This is a genomic window from Cellulomonas alba (assembly GCF_030362835.1).
Taxonomy (GTDB): domain Bacteria; phylum Actinomycetota; class Actinomycetes; order Actinomycetales; family Cellulomonadaceae; genus Cellulomonas; species Cellulomonas alba.
In genome coordinates this window covers 99,825-121,325 of record NZ_JAUCGQ010000001.1, presented here as the reverse complement: position 1 = coordinate 121,325, position 21,501 = coordinate 99,825, and the positions used below count along the sequence as shown (strand labels likewise).

At 71.0% G+C, this 21,501-nt stretch carries 15 protein-coding genes; 14 read left to right on the top strand and 1 reads right to left on the bottom strand.

Going from position 1 to position 21,501, the window contains the following annotated elements:
- The first annotated feature begins 143 nt into the window (after nt 1-143).
- The 14 genes from QRT04_RS00580 to aroC all read left to right on the top strand — a co-directional run bounded on the left by QRT04_RS00580 (nt 144) and on the right by aroC (nt 17,434).
- Nucleotides 144-1,928, top strand: a complete 1,785-nt coding sequence (locus QRT04_RS00580) for a type IV pilus twitching motility protein PilT (RefSeq protein WP_289452940.1) — start codon at nt 144-146, stop codon at nt 1,926-1,928.
- Nucleotides 1,928-3,160 carry a type II secretion system F family protein gene (locus QRT04_RS00575; RefSeq protein ID WP_289452939.1) on the top strand — a complete coding sequence of 411 codons (1,233 nt, stop codon included), beginning with the start codon at nt 1,928-1,930 and terminating at the stop codon, nt 3,158-3,160. Before QRT04_RS00580 ends, QRT04_RS00575 begins: the two co-directional genes overlap by 1 nt.
- 170 nt (nt 3,161-3,330) lie before the next feature.
- Nucleotides 3,331-3,753: a type II secretion system protein gene (locus QRT04_RS00570; RefSeq protein WP_289452938.1), complete on the top strand. Its 423-nt coding sequence runs from the start codon at nt 3,331-3,333 to the stop codon at nt 3,751-3,753.
- A 110-nt stretch (nt 3,754-3,863) separates the two neighbouring features.
- Nucleotides 3,864-5,777, top strand: a complete 1,914-nt coding sequence (locus tag QRT04_RS00565) for a prepilin-type N-terminal cleavage/methylation domain-containing protein (protein ID WP_289452937.1) — start codon at nt 3,864-3,866, stop codon at nt 5,775-5,777.
- Nucleotides 5,777-6,553 (top strand): PulJ/GspJ family protein, encoded by a 777-nt coding sequence (locus QRT04_RS00560; RefSeq protein ID WP_289452936.1) that lies wholly within the window; start codon nt 5,777-5,779, stop codon nt 6,551-6,553. The genes QRT04_RS00565 and QRT04_RS00560 overlap by 1 nt, the downstream gene beginning before the upstream one ends.
- Nucleotides 6,550-8,394 carry a hypothetical protein gene (locus QRT04_RS00555; RefSeq protein WP_289452935.1) on the top strand — a complete coding sequence of 615 codons (1,845 nt, stop codon included), beginning with the start codon at nt 6,550-6,552 and terminating at the stop codon, nt 8,392-8,394. The genes QRT04_RS00560 and QRT04_RS00555 overlap by 4 nt, the downstream gene beginning before the upstream one ends.
- Before the next feature lie 126 nt (nt 8,395-8,520).
- Nucleotides 8,521-10,329, top strand: coding sequence for a prepilin-type N-terminal cleavage/methylation domain-containing protein (locus QRT04_RS00550; RefSeq protein WP_326522444.1), 1,809 nt, complete (start codon nt 8,521-8,523; stop codon nt 10,327-10,329).
- A complete protein-coding gene (locus QRT04_RS00545) occupies nt 10,322-10,990 on the top strand; it encodes a PulJ/GspJ family protein (protein ID WP_289452933.1) in 669 nt (222 codons plus the stop codon). Before QRT04_RS00550 ends, QRT04_RS00545 begins: the two co-directional genes overlap by 8 nt.
- A 14-nt stretch (nt 10,991-11,004) precedes the next feature.
- Nucleotides 11,005-12,624 carry a hypothetical protein gene (locus tag QRT04_RS00540; RefSeq protein WP_289452932.1) on the top strand — a complete coding sequence of 540 codons (1,620 nt, stop codon included), beginning with the start codon at nt 11,005-11,007 and terminating at the stop codon, nt 12,622-12,624.
- The gene (locus QRT04_RS00535) at nt 12,621-13,406 is read left to right on the top strand and encodes a prepilin peptidase (RefSeq protein ID WP_289452931.1); all 786 of its coding nucleotides are present in this window, start codon (nt 12,621-12,623) and stop codon (nt 13,404-13,406) included. Before QRT04_RS00540 ends, QRT04_RS00535 begins: the two co-directional genes overlap by 4 nt.
- A gap of 94 nt (nt 13,407-13,500) precedes the next feature.
- Nucleotides 13,501-14,565 (top strand): type IV pilus assembly protein PilM, encoded by a 1,065-nt coding sequence (gene pilM, locus QRT04_RS00530; RefSeq protein ID WP_289452930.1) that lies wholly within the window; start codon nt 13,501-13,503, stop codon nt 14,563-14,565.
- Nucleotides 14,562-15,290, top strand: a complete 729-nt coding sequence (locus QRT04_RS00525; RefSeq protein WP_289452929.1) for a fimbrial assembly protein — start codon at nt 14,562-14,564, stop codon at nt 15,288-15,290. Before pilM ends, QRT04_RS00525 begins: the two co-directional genes overlap by 4 nt.
- On the top strand, nt 15,290-16,120 hold the full coding sequence (locus QRT04_RS00520) for a hypothetical protein (protein WP_289452928.1): 831 nt from the start codon (nt 15,290-15,292) through the stop codon (nt 16,118-16,120). The genes QRT04_RS00525 and QRT04_RS00520 overlap by 1 nt, the downstream gene beginning before the upstream one ends.
- Nucleotides 16,121-16,243: 123 nt before the next feature.
- A complete protein-coding gene (aroC, locus tag QRT04_RS00515) occupies nt 16,244-17,434 on the top strand; it encodes a chorismate synthase (protein ID WP_289452927.1) in 1,191 nt (396 codons plus the stop codon).
- Between the two features lie 91 nt (nt 17,435-17,525).
- On the opposite strand, the gene QRT04_RS00510 is transcribed toward aroC, so the two are convergent.
- Nucleotides 17,526-21,449 (bottom strand): fibronectin type III domain-containing protein, encoded by a 3,924-nt coding sequence (locus tag QRT04_RS00510; protein WP_289452926.1) that lies wholly within the window; start codon nt 21,447-21,449, stop codon nt 17,526-17,528.
- Between the last annotated feature and the right edge of the window lie 52 nt (nt 21,450-21,501).

Genomic DNA, 21,501 nt, shown 5'->3' with positions numbered 1-21,501 from the left:
CGCGACGCCCCACGCAACGTGACGTCCGCGCTCAAGTCGGGCACGTCGGCGGCCGATGAACCGACGAGAGCGGACGCTGTGTCGTCGCACGTCGTCGCAGTTCCGCACGCAGACGCACGGTCGCACCAGGCGAAGGGGATGACGTGAGCGACTCCTACCAGGGACCCGGCGGCGAGCCGGCCCGACCGCTGCCGCCCTACCGGCCCGCGGGGCCGCAGTCGGGCGCGCCGGGTCCGGTGCCGGGGCAGACGGTGTTCTCGCCGGTCCCGTCCCAGAGCCAGGTGGCCCCGCCCGCCTACCCGCAGCCCGCAGCGCCGCAGCCGGGGTACGGCGCGCCCGCCGCGCCAGCCCAGGCCGCGTACCCGGCCCCGCCCGCAGGCGCCCCCGGCGGCCAGTTCCAGCCGCCGCCGGCGCGCGGCCTCGACGTCGGCCCGGGCACGTTGAACCCGGGTCAGATCGCCGCGTCCTCGCTCGGTCCCGCGTACCAGTCGACGCCGACGCGCGAGTTCGACGCGAACGGCAACCCCGTCGCGCCCTTCGTCCCGGCGCAGGCCGGCCCGCCGCCCACGTCGGTCGCCGCCGCGCGTGCCGCGGCCGCGCCGCCCGCCCCTCCCGCGTTCGGTGCGCCCGCGGGCGGCGCGCCCGTCTTCCTGCCCGCCGCCGAGCCCGCGCCCAGCGCGGCACCCGAGGCTCCCGCGCCGCAGCAGCCCGCCGCGACGGCGGCCGCCGCCAAGCCCGCCGACGGACGCCGCGACCGCGTGCGCTCGGGCGTCGGCCAGGCGGCGCAGGAGGGCGACCTGCCGATCGACGAGGTCCTCACCGAGATGGTGCGCCTCAACGCCTCCGACGTGCACCTGACGACCGGCTCGGCGCCGATGGTCCGCATCTCCGGCTCGCTGCAGGCGATCGAGGGCTTCGGCGTCATGACGCCGGACAACCTGCGCCGGACGATCTACGCGATCCTCACGCAGAAGCAGCGCGAGACGTTCGAGACGAACCTCGAGCTCGACTTCTCGTACTCGGTGCGCGGGCTCGCGCGGTTCCGCGTGAACATCTACCAGCAGCGCGAGTCCATCGGCGCCGCGTTCCGCGTGATCCCCTACGAGATCAAGGAGCTCGAGAAGCTCGGCGTCCCGGCGGTGGTCGGCACGTTCGCCGGCCTGCCGCGTGGCCTCGTGCTCGTCACGGGCCCGACGGGTTCCGGCAAGTCGACGACGCTCGCGTCGATCATCGACCTCGCCAACCGCACGCGCAGCGACCACATCATGACGGTCGAGGACCCCATCGAGTTCCTCCACCGCCACAAGAAGTCGCTGATCAACCAGCGCGAGGTGGGGCAGGACACGCTCTCGTTCGCCAACGCGCTCAAGCACGTGCTCCGTCAGGACCCCGACATCATCCTGGTCGGCGAGATGCGTGACCTCGAGACGATCTCCGTGGCGCTCACCGCGGCCGAGACCGGTCACCTCGTGTTCGCGACGCTGCACACGCAGGACGCCGCGCAGAGCATCGACCGCGTGATCGACGTGTTCCCTGCCCACCAGCAGGCGCAGGTGCGCACGCAGCTCGCGGGCGCGATCCAGGGCGTCGTCTGCCAGACGCTGTGCAAGCGGTCCGACCAGCCGGGGCGCGCCGTCGCCACCGAGGTCCTGGTCGCGACGCCCGCCATCCGGAACCTGATCCGCGAGGGCAAGACGCACCAGATCTACTCGGCGATGCAGGCCGGCGCGAAGCAGGGCATGCACACGATGGACCAGCACCTCGCGGAGCTCGTCAAGGACGGGAAGATCACGTACGAGGTCGGCCTCGAGAAGTGCCACCACATCGAGGACTACAACCGCCTGACCGGGCGGTTCTCCGGCGGCACGCAGGGTGCGGCCGGCCTGGGTGACGCGTCGGCGGTCGGCGCCGGGATGGGTGGTCTGTGATGGCGACCGCGACGAAGACCTACGAGTACGCGGTCCGCGACCGTGGCGGCAAGGTCGTCAAGGGCCGCGTCGAGGCGCCGAACCAGGCGGCGGTCGCGAACCGCCTTCGAGAGATGGGGCTCGCGGCGATCTCGATCTCCGAGGTCAACACGGGTGGCCTCAACGCCGAGATCAGCATCCCGGGCTTCGGCGGCAACAAGATCTCGCGCAAGGACCTGGCGGTGATGTCGCGGCAGCTCGCGACGATGATCGACGCGGGTCTGTCGCTGCTGCGCGCGCTGTCGATCCTGGCGGACCAGACGGAGTCCAAGGCGCTCGCCAAGGTGATCGCCCAGGTCCGCAACGAGGTCGAGGTGGGCACCGCCTTCTCGATCGCGCTCGGCAAGCACGAGGCCGTGTTCCCGCCGCTGATGATCAACATGGTCAAGGCCGGCGAGGTCGGTGGCTTCCTCGACAAGGCGCTCATCTCGGTGGCCGACAACTTCGAGGCCGAGGTCAAGCTGACGAACAAGATCAAGTCGGCGATGACCTACCCCGTGGTCGTGTTCATCATCGCGGTGCTCGCCGTCATCGGCATGCTGCTCTTCATCGTGCCGATCTTCGCGAACATGTTCGCGAGCCTCGGCGGGACGCTGCCCCTGCCGACCCGCATCCTCGTGGTGCTCTCGAACATCATGAAGGTCGGCATCGTGCCGCTCGTGGTCGGCTTCATCGTCTTCATGGTGTGGTGGCGCCGCCACAAGAACGACAAGATGATCCGCGAGAAGCTCGATCCCTGGAAGCTCAAGGTCCCGGTGTTCGGCGGCCTGTTCCGCAAGATCGCCGTGGCGCGCTTCACGCGCAACTTCGGCACGATGATCCATTCGGGCGTGCCGTTGCTCCAGGCGCTCGACATCGTCGGCGAGACGAGCGGCAACCTGGTCGTGGAAAGGGCCGCGAAAGCCGTCCAGGAATCGGTCAGAAAGGGCGAGTCGCTCGCCGGCCCGTTGTCCGAGCACCCGATCTTCCCGCCCATGGTCGTGCAGATGATGGCCGTCGGTGAGGACACCGGTGCGCTCGACACCATGCTCGAGAAGGTCGCCGACTTCTACGACGACGAGGTCGAGGCGACGACCGAGCAGCTCACGAGCCTGATCGAGCCCCTGATGATCGTCGTCATCGGCGCGATCATCGGCGGCATGATCGTCGCGCTCTACATGCCGATCTTCAGCATCTTCAGCATCATCCAGTGACGTTCACGCGTGCGGGTTGCTCCGCACGGGTGAATCGCGGGGCGGCTCGGGCTTCGGCTCAAGTCGCCCCGTTTCGCGTCCGATGACCGCATTGCATGACTGAACCGGCCCTCCGGCCGGGCTGAATGTGACAACGAATCCGTCCCGACTGACCTGGGGAGCTCGCAATGATGGCTCGCATCCGTAAGTCCATGGAGGAGAAGGACAAGGGCTTCACCCTTATCGAGCTCCTCGTCGTCATGATCATCATCGGCATCCTCGCGGCGATCGCGATCCCGGTGTTCCTGAACCAGCGCAAGAAGGCCGAGGACACGGCGGCCAAGGCTGACGTCTCGACGCTCGGCAAGGAGATCGCGACCTACTTCGTCGACTGGGACGGCACGACCCAGGTCACCGCCGGCGAGAACGGCAACAAGTGGCAGGTCAACGGCACCGACATCGGCAACCGCTCGAAGAACGTCCGCTTCGGTGGCCTGACGAACGCCGCGGACGACCAGACGTGGTGCGTCTACGTCACCGACGCCAAGGGTGACAAGGCCGTGACCGGCTACAAGTACTCGGCTGAGGGCGGCCTCGAAGAGGGCACCTGCTGATCTAGCACCACCTTCCAGTGGGGCGGGGGCCCAGCCTCCGCCCCACTGGTGTACCCGGAGCACCAACTCCGACATCCCTCGCAATGCTCCGACCACCCCAGGGGCCCCAGATGCGCGGAACGCTGGCCGCGGCAAGACCGGACACCGACGTCCGAGAGCGTGGCTTCACGCTGATCGAGCTCGTCGTCGCGATGGTGATCCTCGCGGTCGTCTCGCTCGCGGTCATCGCCGTGATCCTCCAGGCGCAGGGCGCCGGGGTCGCGAACCGTAGCCGCATCGCGGCCTCCAACCTCGCGGACCGCGAGATCGAGATGGTCCGCCAGCAGTTCACCGCGACCGACGCCGGCCCCCTCGCCGTCGCGAACGCCGGCACGGTGGTCGACGCGTACCCGCTCCAGGGCGGCACCGCCGGTCAGCCGCTCGTCGTGGACGGTCGCCCGTACACCGTGACGCGCTCGGCCCAGTGGAACGCCACGGGCAGCGGTGCGTCGGCGTGCGAGGGCGGCGCCGCGGTCGTGTACCCCGCGCTGACGGTGACCGTGAAGGTGACGTGGGAGGACATGGGCCAGGCCCGACCCGTCACGGTGTCGACGCGGCTCGCTCCCGAGAAGGACCTGGGCCTCTCCGACAAGACGGCCTACATCGCCGCCAAGGTGCGCGACCAGGACGACAAGCCGCTGGCGAACGTGGCGGTCTCGGCGACCGGGAGCGGAACGGTCACCGGCAAGACCGACGACACGGGGTGCGTCGTCCTGCCCGTCACCCCCGCCGCCTCGACCGGCACGACCTACACCGTCCAGATCGCCGACTCGTCCTACATCGACATCTCGGGGACCACCAACCCGAGCAAGAGCACGGGCATCATCAAGCAGGGCACGCTCTACAGCGGCGCGTCGTTCTCGATCGCGAAGCCCGGCAAGGCGATCGTCACCCTCGTGCGTGACGACGGAACGCCGCTCACAGACGCGCAGGTGGCGGGATCCAAGGTGACGCTGGTCGCGTCCGAGTACTCGGGCGCCACCGGCGCGGTGACCAAGACCGTCTCGACCGTCAAGACCACGTTCACCAACCTGTGGCCCACGACCTACGGCGCGTACTTCGGGACGGTCCCGCCGCTGGCCGGCTACACGGTCCAGGAGCTCCTCGCGGACGGCGCGATCACGCTCGACGTCCCCTTCACGATGGCCAGCGTGCCGGTGCAGAACCTGCCCGACGGCACGACGACCGTCTACGCGGTGCCCACCGGGACCGCGGTGACCGCCACCAGCTGTGCGCCGTCGGGCACGCAGACCGCGTCCGCCTCGGGCACGACGGCCACGTTCGACGCCATGCCGGGGGAGTACGACCTGTACTTCTCGGGCGCGACGTTCAAGTGCGCGAGCGGGCCGGTCGACGTGCCGTTCGCGAGCGGCACCAACGACCCCGTCGTGCTGGCGAACACCACGATCTCGATCTCGGGCGCTCCCGGCGGCACGGTGTGGGCGCTCAACCAGGCCAAGGCGGGCATCACGTCGTCGCCGACGACCTGCCCGAGCGGCTACGGCACGCTCGCGGTCAACATCGACACCGCGCGGAGCGGCACCGCGAAGCTCCCCGCCGGTGTCTGGTACTTCTGGCAGGGCAGCGCGGACGGCTCGACGTGCACCGCCTACCCGAACGTCTCGAGCCCGACGACGATCATCTACGGGCAGAACAACCCGGTGGCGTGGTCGGCGACGACGACGCTGACGCTCACCGGCATGACGAAGAACTACTACTTCTTCGTCATCGACGGGACGTCGGGCAGCCCGACCTGCCTCAAGTCGTCGATCACGCCGCCGGCGGGCTCGAGCTACTGGATCTCCAGCTCGGCGACGACGACCACGCCGCAGTCGCTGAGCCTGACGATCCCGCGTCCGTCGACCACCAAGACGTACAAGGCGTTCCAGTCGCTGAGCACCGCCACCACCAGCAACAGCTGCGTCTCGGTGGGGAGCTTCTCGGTCGGACCCTCGACCGCGTCGGCCTCGATGGTGGGCAAGTGATGCGCCGGCTCCTCCGGGCTGTGCGGCCCGAGCGGACGGAGCGGACCGACGAGGGGACGACGCTCGCGGAGCTGCTCGTCTCGATGACGCTGCTCTCGCTGATCCTGATGGCGGTCGTGACGATCTCGATCGGGTTCACGCGGGCCAACGCCGACACGATGACCCGCCAGGACCAGGTCGACGTCGGCCGCGTCGCGAGCGAGGCGATGACCAAGACGCTGCGCACCGCCGTCCTGCCGAGCCAGCTGATCACCAACTGCGCCGACAAGACGGCGTGCGAGGACAAGGCGTTCCTGCTCGGGCAGAAGTTCACGGTGCGCTTCTACGCGAACCTCAACAACCCGGGGAACACCGTCGGCCCGAGCCAGGTGTCCTACGTGCTGACGACCTCCGGCCCGAACGCGGGGGCGCTCGTCGAGAGGATCCAGGTCCCCGACAGCGCGAGCGTCGCGCTGGCCGGCGGCTACTACACGTACTGCGACGCCGAGGCGTCGGGGGCGACGGCCGCGTGCAAGAAGCGTCTGAAGAAGCACACGATCGCCGAGGGCGTCGTCGGCTCGGGTGCGGCGGTGTTCGCGTACTACGACGAGAACGGCAACGCGCTGAACCCCGGCAGCACCGGCCTCTCCTCCGACGACCTGGCCAAGGTGGCGGCGGTCGAGCTCACCGTGACCGTCAAGAGCTCGCCGAAGATCCACTCGACCACCTACATCCAGCGCGTCTCCCTCCCGAACGTCCAGGCGTCCATCAACGAGAAGCAGGACGTGAACCCATGAGGCACCTGCTGCGCCGCCGCGACGACGAGGGCATGGCCCTCGTCTTCGTGGTCGGCACGATGCTCATCCTCGCGATGCTGGCCCTGACCGCTCTGGCGTACGTGGGCCAGTCGACGACGCTCGCGCGCTTCGACGCCGACCACGGATCAGCCATGGCCGCGGCGCAGGCCGGGGTCGACGACTTCGTGTCGCACCTCAACGCGAACGACACCTACTGGAAGACGGCCGACTGCACCAACGCGGCGCTCAAGGGCCCGGCCCAGGCCGGCGGCGCGGCGTGCGGCTGGAACGCGGCGACGGCCAACGGCTGGGAGCCCGTCCGGCCCGGCGTCACCGGCGACAAGGCGGCGTACTTCCACTACTCGTTCGACTCGTCCGACGCGGTCAACGGCGGCCCGGTCGTGCTCACTGTGACCGGGCGCGCGAACGGCGAGTACCGGTCGATCCAGGCGACCGTCGGCAAGGGGTCGTCGACCGACTACGTCTACTACACCGACTTCGAGTCGGCGGACCCGTCCAACAAGCAGGCCTACCCGACGACGCCCTCCGCATCCTGCGGCGGCGCGGGGTACTCGAGCGCCAAGTACTTCTACGCGGGGCGCAGCGGGTGCGTGGAGATCACCTTCGTCACCGGTGACACGCTGAGCGGGCCGGTGTTCTCCAACGACGCCGTCCTGTCGTCCGGCGCGACGTTCACGAGCGCGTTCACGTCGTCGAACCCGCCGTGCGACTCGGTCACTGCGACGAAGTCGACGTGGAACAGCTGCCTGCGATCGGGTAGCACGGCGAACTTCGGCAAGCAGCCCAACTACTCCAAGCCGCAGTACCTGGACGACACCTCGGCGCAGTTCGCCAACGACCCCGGGTGCCACTACTACGGGTCGACGCGGATCGTGTTCAACGCGAACGGCACGATGACCGTCTGGAACAGCTCGCTCAACGGCGGCGGGAAGGCGCCGCTCTCGATCCGGGGCCCGGGCGACACCGCCGACCCGAACTGCGGCGCGTTCCCCGCGCTCGGCTCTGCGGCCGGCACGACGGTGCCGGTGCCGAACAACGAGGTCGTCTACGTCTCGGCCGACGCCACGGGCCTGGCACACACGCAGTGCGACGCCGGCCAGCTCGGCGGCCCGACGGGCGCGACGCTGCCGCTCGGCACGTTCACCAAGACGAAGGCCGCGGGCAAGCCGACGGTCAACAACGACTCGTACACCTACGACCAGACGATGACCGAGACGAACAAGTTCTGCCAGGAGGGCAACCTCTACGTCGAGGGCGTCGTCAAGGGCCGCGTGTCGCTCGCGTCGGCGCAGTCCGTCGTCGTGACGGGCGACCTGGTGCTGGCCGGCGGCCTCAACGGCTCGGACATGCTCGGCCTCGTCGCGACGAACTCCGTCGAGATCTTCCACCCGTGGATGATGAAGGTGACCGGTCCGAGCACGGGCTGCCCGTCGAGCACGTGCAAGTGGAACACCTCGGCGACCGAGGTCGGCACGGACGTGTCCGGCTGGCCGCGCGACTACGCGGACCCGACGGGCGGCGTCGTGGTCGCCGGCGTGAACATCATGGGGTCGATCCAGACGCTGCAGCACTCGTTCTACGTGCAGCAGTACGCGAAGGGCTCCCACCTCGGGCTGCTGCAGGTCAACGGCTCGATCGCCCAGCGCTGGCGCGGCATCGTCGGCCAGAGCGGTGCGAGCGGTCCCGGCTACCTGAAGAACTACGTGTACGACAAGCGGCTCGTGTACTCGTCCCCGCCGTACTTCCCGCACTGGGTCACCGCCCAGTGGAAGCAGCGCTACTTCGGGGAGGTGCGGACCCCCCAGTCGCTCAGGAACTGAGACGGCGGGCGGGTTCGCCCGGGGGATCGCGGTGGTTTGTCCGTGATCGGACGCCCGTTTCCTGCAACGTGACTGTGTGTTGACCGTTCGGGCTCATGACAGGTGCCTGACCTGCCGAGACATCCCATGTGCGCGGCGCGCTCGAGCCGTGCCGGAGAGGGGTGTCGAGGCATGCGTCGAGGCGGTTCGCCCTCCCGTCGGCTCCGGCCGGGCGGCGACGAATCGGGGTTCACTCTCGTCGAGCTCCTGGCGGCGATGGCGGTCATCACCGTCGTGCTGCTCGTGCTCATGGTGGTGCAGACGAAGGCGCTCGTCACCAACGCCCAGACGCGTGAGCGGACGCAGGCGACCGCCTACGCGAACAAGGTGATGGAGGAGCTCCGCGCGCTGCCGTGGGCCACCCTGAGCAAAGGCCTGAGCCCGGGCTTCGCGGCCGCGGCAGGCGGGGACCCGAACATCGCGTCCGGCAAGCTGCACCCGGCGAAGGCTCCGTCGATCAACGAGACCCTCGTGACCGACAGCAGCCAGTCGACCACCGCGGTCCCGCTGTCGGGTGCCGGCGGGACGAACAAGACGACGGACGTCGACCCCGCGATACCCGGCTCGCGGTTCGTGTCCCGCGCCTACGTGACCGCGGGCTCGGTGTCGGCCGACCAGGTCCTGACGCTGACCGTCATCACCACCTGGGCCAAGAACTCCTCGAGCTCGTCCGACGCGATCGTCGTGCGCTCGCAGGCGTACTCGCCGGACGGCGACTGCGGTTCGGAGTCGACGCAGCCCTTCCTCGGCGCCTGCCAGGCGATCACCTCGAGCGGCGCCGGGGCGCAGGGCCCACGGACGACGCTGAGCGCGACCACCCCGGGCGTCGCCATCATCGACGGCACCGGCTACTCGTCCGCGTCGCTGCTCGGGACCGCGGTCGGCGCCGACGTGACGTCGCAGCAGATCACGCGCGTCGAGGCGGCGGGGTCGCAGGCCGGCGCGGTCGTCACGAGCGTCGACCCCGGCATCGCGTCGGTCGCGACCGGGCAGGACCAGGTGACGAACGCGGCGTCCGACGACATCGGCGCCTCGGGCGCGCCGCCGACGAACCCCGCCGACGTCAGCCGGATCGGCGCGACGACCAGCACCAGCTGGTCGTCCGGTGGTGTGCAGCTCCTGGTCGCGCCGTCGACGGGCACGTCCACGCTCGCGCGGGCATCGACGACGACCTCGTGCGACACGGGCGTACCGGCGGCGCAGCCGTGCGCGCTCAACCGCTCGAACGACGGGACCGGGACGACGGCGACCATGAAGATCGGCGGCACCACCTTCACCGTCTACGCGGACGGGGGCGGAGGCACGCAGCAGGCGCTCGGCGCGCGCTTCCTCACCGCGAACGGAACCACCGCGACCGGCTGCGCGACGATCTCCGGCGCCGGCTGCGTCGCCGCGACCGCCAAGCAGACCGTCGGCACGCTGACCTTCGGTGCCGCGGGGTGGGGGAGCACGGGCCCCAGCGGCGGTCTCGTCAAGCTCTCCGGCTACAGCGACTCGATCGTGACCGAGCGGGGCACGTCCCAGCGCACGTCCGCGGCGAGCACGACGCGGCAGGGCACGCTCCAGGTGTGGAACGGCTCGACGTACCAGGCTGTCCCGATCGGTCCCGCCGACGCGTCGACCGTCACCTCGGGCACGGCGACGTGGTCGGGGAGCGGCAGCACGGTGACCGCGTACGCGATCGTGACCGTCACGCCCGCCACGACGGTCGCCTCGAACCCCGACCCGGCCGCCTGCAAGACGGCCGACTGCTCGATCGACGCCGCGGTCGGCACGGTCACGGTCTCGACGACCTGGACGGTGACCTCGGGCTCGCAGCCCGTCTCGTTCACGTCGGTGACGGTGGTCGGCGGCACGCACGCGAGCGCGTCGTACAAGGCGGCCCCCAGTGCGTGAGGCGTGGGCGCGCCGGCGCAGGCCCGCGGGCGAGAGCGGCTGGACGCTCGTCGAGCTCATCGTCGCGATGTCGCTGTTCGCCGGTCTTCTGGTGATCGTGTTCTCGGTCCTGATCACCATCAGCCTCCAGACGAAGGACAACCTGGCGCGCACGCGAGCGGTCGACCAGGTCCAGCTGGGCCTGATGCAGATCGACCGGCAGGTGCGGTCGGGCAACGTCATCTCGAACCCCGCGTCGGAGAGCTCGGCCGACTCGGGAGTGCCGGCGTCGTACTCGCTGCGGGTCTACACGCAGACCGACGGCGTCTACCAGTGCGTCCAGTGGCGCGTCCGGTTCCCGACCGGGTCGCCGTACGGCCTGCTCGAGTACCGGTCGTGGAAGCCCCAGTGGGCCTCGACCGGCGGCGTCGAGCCGTGGGCCGTCGTCGCCCGCAACATCGTGGCGCCCGCCAAGGCCGTGAACCTCGGCGACCCTGCGACCTGGCCGCCCTTCCTGCAGACCGACCCGGCGAAGGGCCAGACCGTCACCGTCACGTTCCAGGTGAAGGACCCCGCCCAGCGCGCGTCGTCCAAGCCGGCCACCATCTCGTCCGTCCTGACCGGGCGGAACACGATCTACGGCTACCCCGCGGACAGCTGCGCGGACGTGCCGAACCCATGAGTCGAGGAGGAACCGTGCTCGCACTGCGCCGGAGGCTCGCGGAGCAGGACCCCGAGCGGGGGAGTGCGCTCGTCGCCGCCATGGCCGTCGCGCTCATCGGCATCGCGCTCGCGTCGCTCATCGTCGCCAGTGCGATCGAGGAGGCGAACGCCTCGGGCGCGGACCGCGCTCGCACGTCGGAGGTGCACAGCGCCGAGGGCGCCGTGGACCAGGTCTACGCGCAGCTGCAGGCAGGCACGCCGTGCCGCTGGCCCGCGTCCGGCACGGCGACGAGCGGCTCGGCGCCGTCCATCACCAAGGTGAGCGCGACCATCACGTACTACGACAAGACCGGGGCGGCGCTCCCGTGCGCCGCCGGCACCGTCACCGGTGCGATCGCCACCGCCGTCATCACCGGGACGTCGCAGGCGGCGGGCAGCAACACCGAGCTCGGCGGGGGCACCCGGCGCACGGTCCAGGCCAAGGTGAACCTCAAGCCGATCGTCAACCAGGGCGCGGGCGCGGCGATCTTCTCGGCGAACGGCACCTCGGCCACGAACAGCTTCCAGCTCAAGTCCTACGACCCGTCGACCGCCGCGATCATGTGGATCGACAGCGGGGACTTCGGCTGCAACTCCAACGCGACGATCGACGCGAGCCTCGTGGTCGTCCAGGGCAAGGCCACGCTCGACAACGCCTGCCAGGTCACCAAGGACCTGTGGGCGAAGGGCATGCTCGTCAACGCTCCGCGGACGGGCGGCGGCCAGACGGTCATCGGCAACACGTACGTGGCCGGCGACGCGAAGCTCGCGCTCGGCTCGTCGTACGGCGGCGACCTCCTCGTCGCGGGCACGCTGACCACGCCCGGCTCGGGCTCGCTGATCGTCGGCGGCACCCGGCGCACCGGCATCGGCGTCAGCGCGCTGCCGCAGTACACCAAGCGCGGGTTGCCGGAGGTCGAGTACAAGCCCGCCGACTGGGCCGGCTTCGCGGCGTCGGGCGACCGGCGGCTGGCGTACCGCCAGTGGGTCGCCGCGAACGCGGGCAACCCGGACGCGACCAAGGGCTGGGGCAACAACTCGCCGACGTGGAGCACCGCGCGCGACACGACCAACAACCAGTGCAGCCTCGCGGGCGACAACTACAGCCTCAACGGCCCGCTGATCTCGCCGACCGTCCCGACCCTGTTCGACACCCGCGCGTGCGCGACGTTGCAGTGGGGCCCGAACGTCACGGTCAAGCTCCGCTCGGACCTCGTGATCTTCGCGAACTCGTTCGTCGGGACCAACAGCTGGACGGTCCTCTCGGCCGACGGGCAGGCGCACAAGCTCTGGATCATCGTCCCGGACGCCGACGGCACGCTGAACGGCACCTCGACGTGCGCGAGCCCGTCCGGCAACATCTCGCTCGCGGCCGACTCCAAGCTCGCGACCCCGGTGACGACGTTCTTCTACTCGCCGTGCGACGTGAACATCAGCAACACGGTCGACTTCTACGGACAGATCTACGGACGGACGGTCGTGCTCCAGAACAGCCTTCACGTCGACTACGTGCCGATCGGCATCCCCGGCGTCGACCTGTCCAACTCGACGCCCACGTCGTCCGCGGTCTACCGGGTCGACGTCGTGTACAAGCGCGAGGTCAGAAACCCGTGACGGGCCTCTACGTCGCCGCGGCGACGCTGTTCGGCCTCGCGATCGGCTCGTTCCTCAACGTCGTGATCTGGCGCGTGCCGCGCGGCGAGTCCGTGGCACACCCGCCGAGCGCGTGCCCGCGGTGCGGGCACGCCATCCGCGCGCGCGACAACGTCCCGGTCCTGTCGTGGCTGCTGCTGCGCGGGAAGTGCCGCGACTGCGGCAACCCGATCTCGGTGCGGTACCCGCTCGTCGAGGCCGGCACGGGCGTGCTGTTCGCCGCGACCGCGTGGTTCGTCGGACCGCACTGGGTGCTCCCGGCGATGCTCTACCTCGCGGCGATCAGCGTCGCGCTCGCGCTGATCGACATCGACACGCACCGGCTGCCGAACGCGATCGTGCTGCCCGCGTACCCGGTGTCGCTCGTGCTCCTCGCGCTCGGGTCGTGGAACCCCGGTGGCGTCGCGCACTGGGACGCGATTGTCCGCGCCCTCGTCGGCGCCGTCGCGCTGCTCCTCGTCTACGGCATCGCGTTCGTCGTGTACCCGTCGGGCATGGGCTTCGGCGACGTCAAGCTCGCCGGCGTCCTCGGCCTGTACCTCGGCTGGTGGGGCTGGGGCGCGCTCTTCGTCGGCTGGTTCGCGGCGTTCCTGCTCGGCGGCATCTACGCGGTCGCGCTGATGATCGCCGGACGCGCGGGCCGCAAGAGCGGCATCCCGTTCGGCCCCTGGATGCTGCTGGGCGCCGCCGCGGGCATCGTCGCCGGTCAGCCTCTGTGGGACTGGTACGTCGGGGTCCTCTGATCCCGTGCGGCAACCCTGCCGTTAGCCCTCAAGTCGGACGTGCGTACGCCCGATAGGACGAACATACGACCGCCCTGCCGTCGGAAGGATCCTCGTGGCCACCACACGTGTCATCGGACTCGACATCGGCTCGTCCGGTGTCCGAGCCGCCGAGCTGGAGTTCGGGAGCGGCGGTCCGTCCGGCAAGAACCCGCCGACGCTCGTCCGCTTCGGCTCGGTGCCGCTGCCGATCGGCGCGGTGCGTGACGGCGAGGTCGTCCAGCCCGAGAACGTCTCGACCGCGCTGCGCACGCTGTGGGCGCAGGCCAAGTTCGAGACGAAGGACGTGGTGATCGGCGTCGGCAACCAGCGCGTGATCGTGCGCGAGCTCGACCTGCCGTGGATGCCGCTGGCGCAGCTCAAGGAGTCGCTGCCGTTCCAGGTCACCGAGCTGCTGCCGATGTCGACCGACGACGCGCTGCTCGACTTCTACCCGACGTCCGAGTACGACGGGCCGCAGGGCCGCATGGTCCACGGCATGCTCGTGGCCGCCCAGCGGGACACCGTGAACTCCAACGTCATCGCCGTCGAGGGCGCCGGCCTGCGGCCCACGATGGTCGACCTCAACGCGTTCGCGCTCCTGCGGTCGCTGGCTCGCGGCGACCTCGCGCGCGGGACCGCGGCGTTCGTCGACATCGGCGCCTCGATCACGACCGTCGTCGTGGCCGCGCAGGGCCAGCCCCGCCTCGTCCGCGCGCTGCCGACCGGCGGGCAGAACGTCACCAATGCGGTCGCGACCGCGCTCGGCGCGTCCGGCCCGGAGGCCGAGGCGGTCAAGCGCGAGATCGGCATCGGCTACGCGGTGGGCGAGCACCGCAAGGACGCGGCGGACGCGATCGCGAACGTCGTGCGGACCCTCGTGGAGTCCGTGCGCAACACGTTCGTCTACTACCAGAGCAACAACCCGGGCGCGGGCATCGACGTGGTCGTGCTGACCGGGGGAGGGTCGCACCTCCCCGGCCTCGGCCAGTACCTGTCGAGCGCCAGCCGCCTCCCGGTCACGATCGGTGACCCGCTGGCCGGCCTGCGGTCCGGCAAGGCCTCGCCGCGCGAGCGCCTCGCTGGCCAGGAGTCGTTCGTCGCCCTCCCCGTGGGCCTGGCATACGGAGTCGCAGCATGACCACGTTGCTGGAACGTCCGAAGCTCGCGCTCAAGCCCAAGGGCAAGGCCGGCGGGTCGAGCGTCCTCACCGGCGGCCTGCCGCAGGTCAACCTGCTGCCTCCCGAGGTGCGCGCCGCGCGCGGGCTGCAGCAGACGAAGCGCTACCTCGTCATGGCGCTCGCCGCGACGCTGGTGCTCTGCGTCGGCGTGGTGGGCTGGTCGAAGATCGAGAAGTCCAGCGCCGACTCCGACTTCCAGAGCGCGCAGGACGACACGACCCGGCTCCTCAACGAGCAGAAGAAGTACGCGGACGTCCCGAAGGTGCTCAACGCGCTCGGGAACACCGAGCTGGCCCGGCAGATCGGCATGGGCACGGACGTCGACTGGCAGGCCTACATCGGCGCGATCACGGCCGTCCTGCCCAAGGACGTCAGCATCGACACACTGACCGTGACGGGTGACACGCCCATGGAGGCGGCGAAGGCCGGCGTCGAGGACCCGCTGCAGCCGCAGAGCGTCGGCACGATCTCGTTCACGGGCCGGACGGTCACCGTGCCGGACACCGCCGCGTGGATCAAGGCGCTGAACTCGGTCCCCGGCTTCGCGGGCGCGTGGGTGTCGGCGACGCAGGTCGCGGGCGACGACCACGGCGACTACTACAGCGTCGCGTCGAGCGTCCAGCTGCTCAAGACGACGTACACGCACAACTACGACGTCACGACCGACGCCAAGGGGACGAAGTGATGACGGGCGCCAAGCGCAGCACCTGGATCGGCGGCACGGTCTTCGTCGGCGTCGTCATCGCGGTCGCGACCTGGTTCCTGTTCGTCTCGCCGACGCTCGCCTCGGCCGCCGACGTCCGCAGCCAGGCGGACCAGACCCGCCAGCAGAACGACCTGCTGACGCTCAAGGTCACCAAGCTCAAGGCGGACTTCACCAAGCTGCCCGAGTACAAGGCGCAGCTCGCGGGGCTGCAGAAGCAGATCCCGCTCGACGCGGACCTGTCGGCGTACTTCCTGCAGATCAACAAGATCGCGGACGCGCACTCGGTGGTCATCACCTCGATCGCGCCCGACACGCCGCAGACGGTCAAGCTGGCACCCGCACCCAAGCCCGCCACGGCGAGCTCGGACTCGAGCACCGACGGCTCGAGCGACTCGTCGACGCCGTCGCCGTCGCCGACGCCCACGCCGTCCGCCTCGGCGGGCGCGTCGGGCACGGGTAGCAAGACGGCCACCGTTCCGGACGGCTTCGTCGCGATCCCGTTCTCGGTGACGGTGCTCGGCAAGTACGCCGACACCGTCGCGTTCCTGCACGACGTGCAGCGCGGCACCGATCGCCTGTTCCTCGTCAGCGGGCTGACCGGGACGGCGCAGAAGGACGCGGCGGCCGTGAGCGGCAAGCCGGCGACGCACGAGGGTGACCAGGAGCTGGAGATCTCCGGCTTCACCTACGTGCTGAACCCGGAGCTGGCGAGCGTCGCGGTGACGGCTCCCACGCCGGCGCCGACCACCAAGCCGGCGCTGCCGAAGCCGCCGTCGTCGAAGAACCCGCTGGTGCCCGTCGGGAAGTGACGCACCGAAGCGCCTCGGCCCGCCTGCTCCCCTCGGGGCGCACGGCGGGCCGAGCCGCGTCCGGGCGTTCCACTGCCCGGATGCCCGCCGGGCGGCGTCGGCCACCATGGAAGGATTCCGAGCATGCTGCGTTGGTTGACGTCCGGTGAGTCGCACGGCCCCGCCCTCGTGGGCGTCCTCGAAGGGCTCCCTGCCGGCGTCGAGGTGACGACGGACGACGTGCGCGCGGTCCTCGCGCGGCGGCGGCTCGGCTACGGCCGCGGCGCGCGCCAGAAGTTCGAGCAGGACGAGCTGCGGGTCCTCGCGGGCGTCCGCCACGGCGTCACGCAGGGCGGACCGATCGCGCTCGAGATCGGCAACTCCGAGTGGCCCAAGTGGGTCGACGTCATGGCGGCCGACCCGGTCGAGGACGCCGACGTGCTCAACCGGGCGCGCAACGCGCCGCTGACGCGTCCTCGGCCCGGCCACGCCGACCTGGTGGGCATGCGCAAGTACGGCTTCGACGACGCGCGGCCCGTGCTCGAGCGCGCGAGCGCGCGCGAGACGGCGACGCGTGTCGCTCTGGGTGCGCTCGCGGCGCGGTTCCTCGAGCAGGCCGCAGGCGTCCGGCTCGTCGCGCACGTCGTGGCGATCGGCGCGGCCGCCGTCCCCGAGGGCGCACCGCTGCCGGGTCCCGACGACGTCGCCGCTCTCGACGCCGACCCGGTGCGGTGCTTCGACGCTGCGTCCTCGGCCGCGATGGTCGCCGAGATCGACGAGTGCCACAAGGACGGCGACACGCTCGGCGGGGTCGTCGAGGTGCTCGCCTACGGGCTGCCCTCGGGCCTCGGCTCGTACACGCACTGGGACCGCAAGCTCGACGCGCGACTGGCGGGTGCGCTCATGGGGATCCAGGCGATCAAGGGCGTCGAGGTGGGTGACGGCTTCCGCACGGCCGCGCGTCGCGGCTCGCAGGCGCACGACGAGATCGAGCGCGGCGCCGACGGGCGGATCGTGCGGCGCACCAACCGTGCGGGCGGCCTCGAGGGCGGCATGACGAACGGCGAGGTGCTGCGCGTGCGCGCCGCCATGAAGCCGATCTCGACGGTGCCGCGCGCGCTCGCCACGGTGGACACGGCGACGGGGGAGGCCGCGAAGGCGCAGCACCAGCGCTCCGACGTCTGCGCGGTGCCGCCCGCCGCGGTCGTCGCCGAGGCGATGGTCGCGCTCGTGCTGGCCGACGCGCTGCTCGAGAAGACGGGCGGCGACTCGCTCGTCGAGGTGCGGCGGAACCTCGACGCGTACGTCGCGTCGATCCCGGAGCTGCTCGCGTAGCAGCTCGCACCGACCGACGGCCGGCGTCGACCGACGGCCGGCACGAGAGAGGCCCGGCGCAGTGCGCGCCGGGCCTCTCTCGTCGAGCGGGCTACTTCGCCACGAACTTCACGGACGAGCTCGCGGAGCTGGTCCCCACGGAGTTCTTGGCGTAGATGCGGACGTAGTACGCCTTGCCCTTCGTGGGCTTCGACCACGTGTAGCTGGTCGCCGACGCCGAGGGCGACGCCTTGGTGGACCACGTCTTGCCCGTCGTCGAGTACTGCAGGACGTAGCCCGTGAGGGCCGCGCCGTTCGTGTTCGGCTTCTTCCACGAGACGACGGCCTTGCCGGAGGACACCTTCACCGCGACGGAGGTCGGTGCGAACGGCTTGCCCGCCGGGACGACCGTGAGCGTCGTCGAGGCTGCGCCGGCCGGGGCCGGCGCGGTCTTGGCGTAGACGCGCACGTGGTACGTCGTCCCGTTGATCAGGCTCGTGACCGTGGTGCTGGTCGCGGTGGTCGACACGCGGCTCGCCCATGCGCCCCAGGTCTTCGTCGACGCGTTGTAGGCGCTGGTCTGCACCACGTAGCCCGTGATCGGAGAGCCGCCGTCGGCCGTGGGCTTGGTCCACGACACCTTCGCCGAGCGGTCACCACGTACGACCTTCGCCGACAGCGGCGCCGAGGCTGCGGCGTAGGGCAGGGCCGTCACGGTCGCGTTCGGACCCGTGCCGAGCACGTTCTGCGCCGCGACCGTGATCGTGTACGTCGAGCGGCTCAGGCCCGTGATCGTGGCGGTCGTCGTCGTCACCGTGACGGACTTCGGCGCGCCGGTGCCGACGGCGTACGTCACGACGTACCCCGTCACCGCGGGGCTGCCGGTCGTGAGCGTGGGCGCCTGCCAGCTGACCTTGACGCTCCCGACCGACGTCAGCGCCGAGGCGGTCACGCTCCGCGGGGCGCCCGGGACGGTGCCGGTGGTCGCCGTGGCCTGAGCAGACCACGCGCTGGTGCCCAGGTCGTTCTGCGCGCGCACCTGGAGCGCGTAGGTCACGCCCTGGAGCAGGCCGGTCACGGTGTAGGTCGCCGCGTTCCCGAGGTCCTGCTCGGCGATCCAGGTGTCCGGCACGCCCGTCGCGACGTTGACGACGCCGTAGCGGACCACGTAGTCGGGCGTGGCCGACGATCCGAGGGACGGGCCGATGAGCGCCGTCCAGGTGGCTGCGACGGTGGTGCCGTCCTTCACGACGAGCGAGGGCTTGCTCGGGGTGCCGGGAGCGCCGCTGAACGTGAAGGGCACGACGGCCGACTGGCCGAGCGTCGGGCGCGCTGACGACGTCGTCGCCACCTCGGGCACCGCCGTCACCTGCCACTGGTACTGCGTCCCGAACGCCAGCGCCTTCGACGGGACGTACGACGTCGCGGTCGTCTCGGCGCTGTCGACCGTGGTGCCCGAGGGCGTCGTGATCTTGACGACGTACCGCGACGCGCCGGCGAGCGGCGCCCAGTCGAGCGCGGGGCTCTGCCACGTCACGACGGCGCCCGAGGCCGGCTCGGTGCCCGTGCTGCGGGTCGTCACCGTGCGCGGGTCGACCGTGAACGCGCCGCTCGACGTGCTGCCGACGACCGTCTGGGAGTCGGTCGGCGTGACGGTCCACGTGTACGCGCCAGGCGTGAGGTCGGTGATCGTCGTGGCAGTCTGCGACGTCGTGACTGTCTTGGTCGTCGCGCCGAGGGTCGCGGTGACCTTGTACGACGCCGCACCGGGCGACGGGTTCCACGAGAGGGTCTCGCCCGAGCCCGCCGGCACGGCCGTCAGGCCGCTGGGCGCGGAGCCGTCGATCACGAACGTCTGCGAGCTGGACGCGCGCCCCGCGGCGCCGCTGGCGTCGAGCGGCTGGACGGTGAAGTTGTACGTGCCCGGCGTGAGCGTCTTGCCGGTGCTCGGGTTCGCGGCGACGAAGAACGGGTACGTGACCTTCTGCGCCGTGCCGATCACGGTGTTGGCGCTGTTCCGGATGGTGATCTGGTAGCCGCGGCTGCCGCCGTCGAGCGGTGCCGACGCGGCCTGCGGCGCCCACCGCAGCAACGTGGTGCCGCCGACCTGCGTGACCGGCTGCTGGCCGTCGAAGGTCGCCGCCGTGCTCGCCTTCGACCAGCTCTGCGTGGTCGTCCAGTCCCCGAGGTAGGTGAGGTCCGTCGACGTGATGTCGCTCGCCATGCCGCGGACGCGCCAGTAGTAGGGCAGGTTCACCTGGTTGTCCGCGAACACGCCGGTCGCGCGGAAGGAGGTGCCGGGCACCCTGATCGTCGCGATCGGGTTCGTGTCGACGGACGAGTTCAGGCCCACCTGGACCATGTAGTACGTCGCGCCGGCCATCGGCTGCCACGAGAGAAGCGGCGCGGGCTCACCGGGCGCGACCTGGTCCGTCGAGTCGGGTCCGAGCGCGATCGTCGAGGCCGACGTCGACGCGGGCGCCGTGGCGGTCACGTACGTCGCACGTTCGGGGAAGTCGACGCTCTGCGGGTCGGACCAGTCGGAGTGGATGCTGGCCGTGGGCGCGTCGCCGGCGATCGAGGCCGTCGAGCTGGCGGTGACCTGCCAGCCGCGCACTCGCCACCGGTAGGTCCCGCCGGCGATGATCCGCTTCGCGGCCTGCGCGTTCCACAGGCAGGCGACGCCGTTCTGCCGCAGCGCGGCGGGGCTGCCGCCCGTGGCGCTGGACGCCTCGTACTTCGCGAAGATCGTCGCTGACGTGCTCGCCGTCTGGCAGGTCACGACCGTGGTGTCGTTGGCGACCTCGACCTCGTAGTACGTCGTCCGGGCCAGCGGCTTCCACGACAGCTCGAACTGGTCGAGCGGGATCTGCGGTGCTGCCCCCGGAGTCGTGGCGCCGACCAGCGGCTCGGGGTAGGCCGTCGAGTACTCGTTCGTGGTCGCAGGCGCGCTCTGCCGGCCCCACCGCTTGATGAACTCCTGCACGTCCGACGGCGTCCCCGGCTTGCCCGCGGCGTCGAGCGGCGTGACCTGCCAGAAGTACTGCTGGTCGAGCAGCGGGTCGGTGAGCGCGTAGGTCGTGCCCGTGACGTTCTTCGTGAGGACGACGTCCGTGACGGCCGAGCCGTCGTCGGAGCGCGACTTGCCGAGCGTCAGCGTGTAGGAGCCGGCGCCGGCGACGCCCGACCAGCGGAACAGCGGGTCGGACACGACGGGGTCGGACGGCGACGAGCCGTCGGAGGCGGCCGGCTCGAGCAGCATCGGCTGGGAGACGGCGGACGGCCACGTCACGGTGAACTGCCGGTCGGTGCTGCTCCACGGCCCGACGACGGGCGTCGCGGTGCCGGCGAAGTAGCGGGCGCGCACGCGCCAGTGCCACGAGATCGACTCGCCGTCGAGCGTGCGCGTGAGCGGCGCGGTCGGGCTCCACGTGGTCGCGGTGGTGGGCGAGGTCGTCGTCACGGTCGACGTGCTCGAGAAGTCCACGTCGCTGACGGGCGCGTACTGCACGTCGTAGCCGGTCGCGCCGGGCACCGGCTGCCACGAGAACTGGACCGGCGTCGGGTACTGGAGCTCGGAGTCCGCGCCCGAGCTGCCCGGGCCGAGCGGCACGGGAGCGGCGAGGTCGTCCTCCCAGAGCGACTGGGTGTCCGACCACGCACCGGTCGTCGTGCCGGACACGGCCGCGACCCGCCAGTACAGCGTCTGGCCACCGGCGTCGTGCCCGACGCCGCCCAGGGGAGAGGTGGGCACCCAGGCGGGGAGCACCGTCTTGACGAGCGGCACCACGTCCGAGCCGGAGGCGAAGTCGGAGCGCGTCGAGATCTCCAGGCTGTAGCCAGTCGCGCCGAGGACCGGCTGCCACTGGAACAGCTCGTCGCCGGCGCCGGTGTCGTCCGCGGTCACGACGTGCCCGACCTGCGGGCCGGTCGGCGCGTCCGGCCCGGCCGCCGCCGCGGGGACGGCGATCAGCACTCCCGTCACGAGCACCGCCGCTCCGGTGGTGATCCCGACGAATGCGCGGCTTCGCGACATTGCTCCCCCTCGTTCGACCCAGGTGTCGGTGGTCGTCTCGGCACCGCTGCTG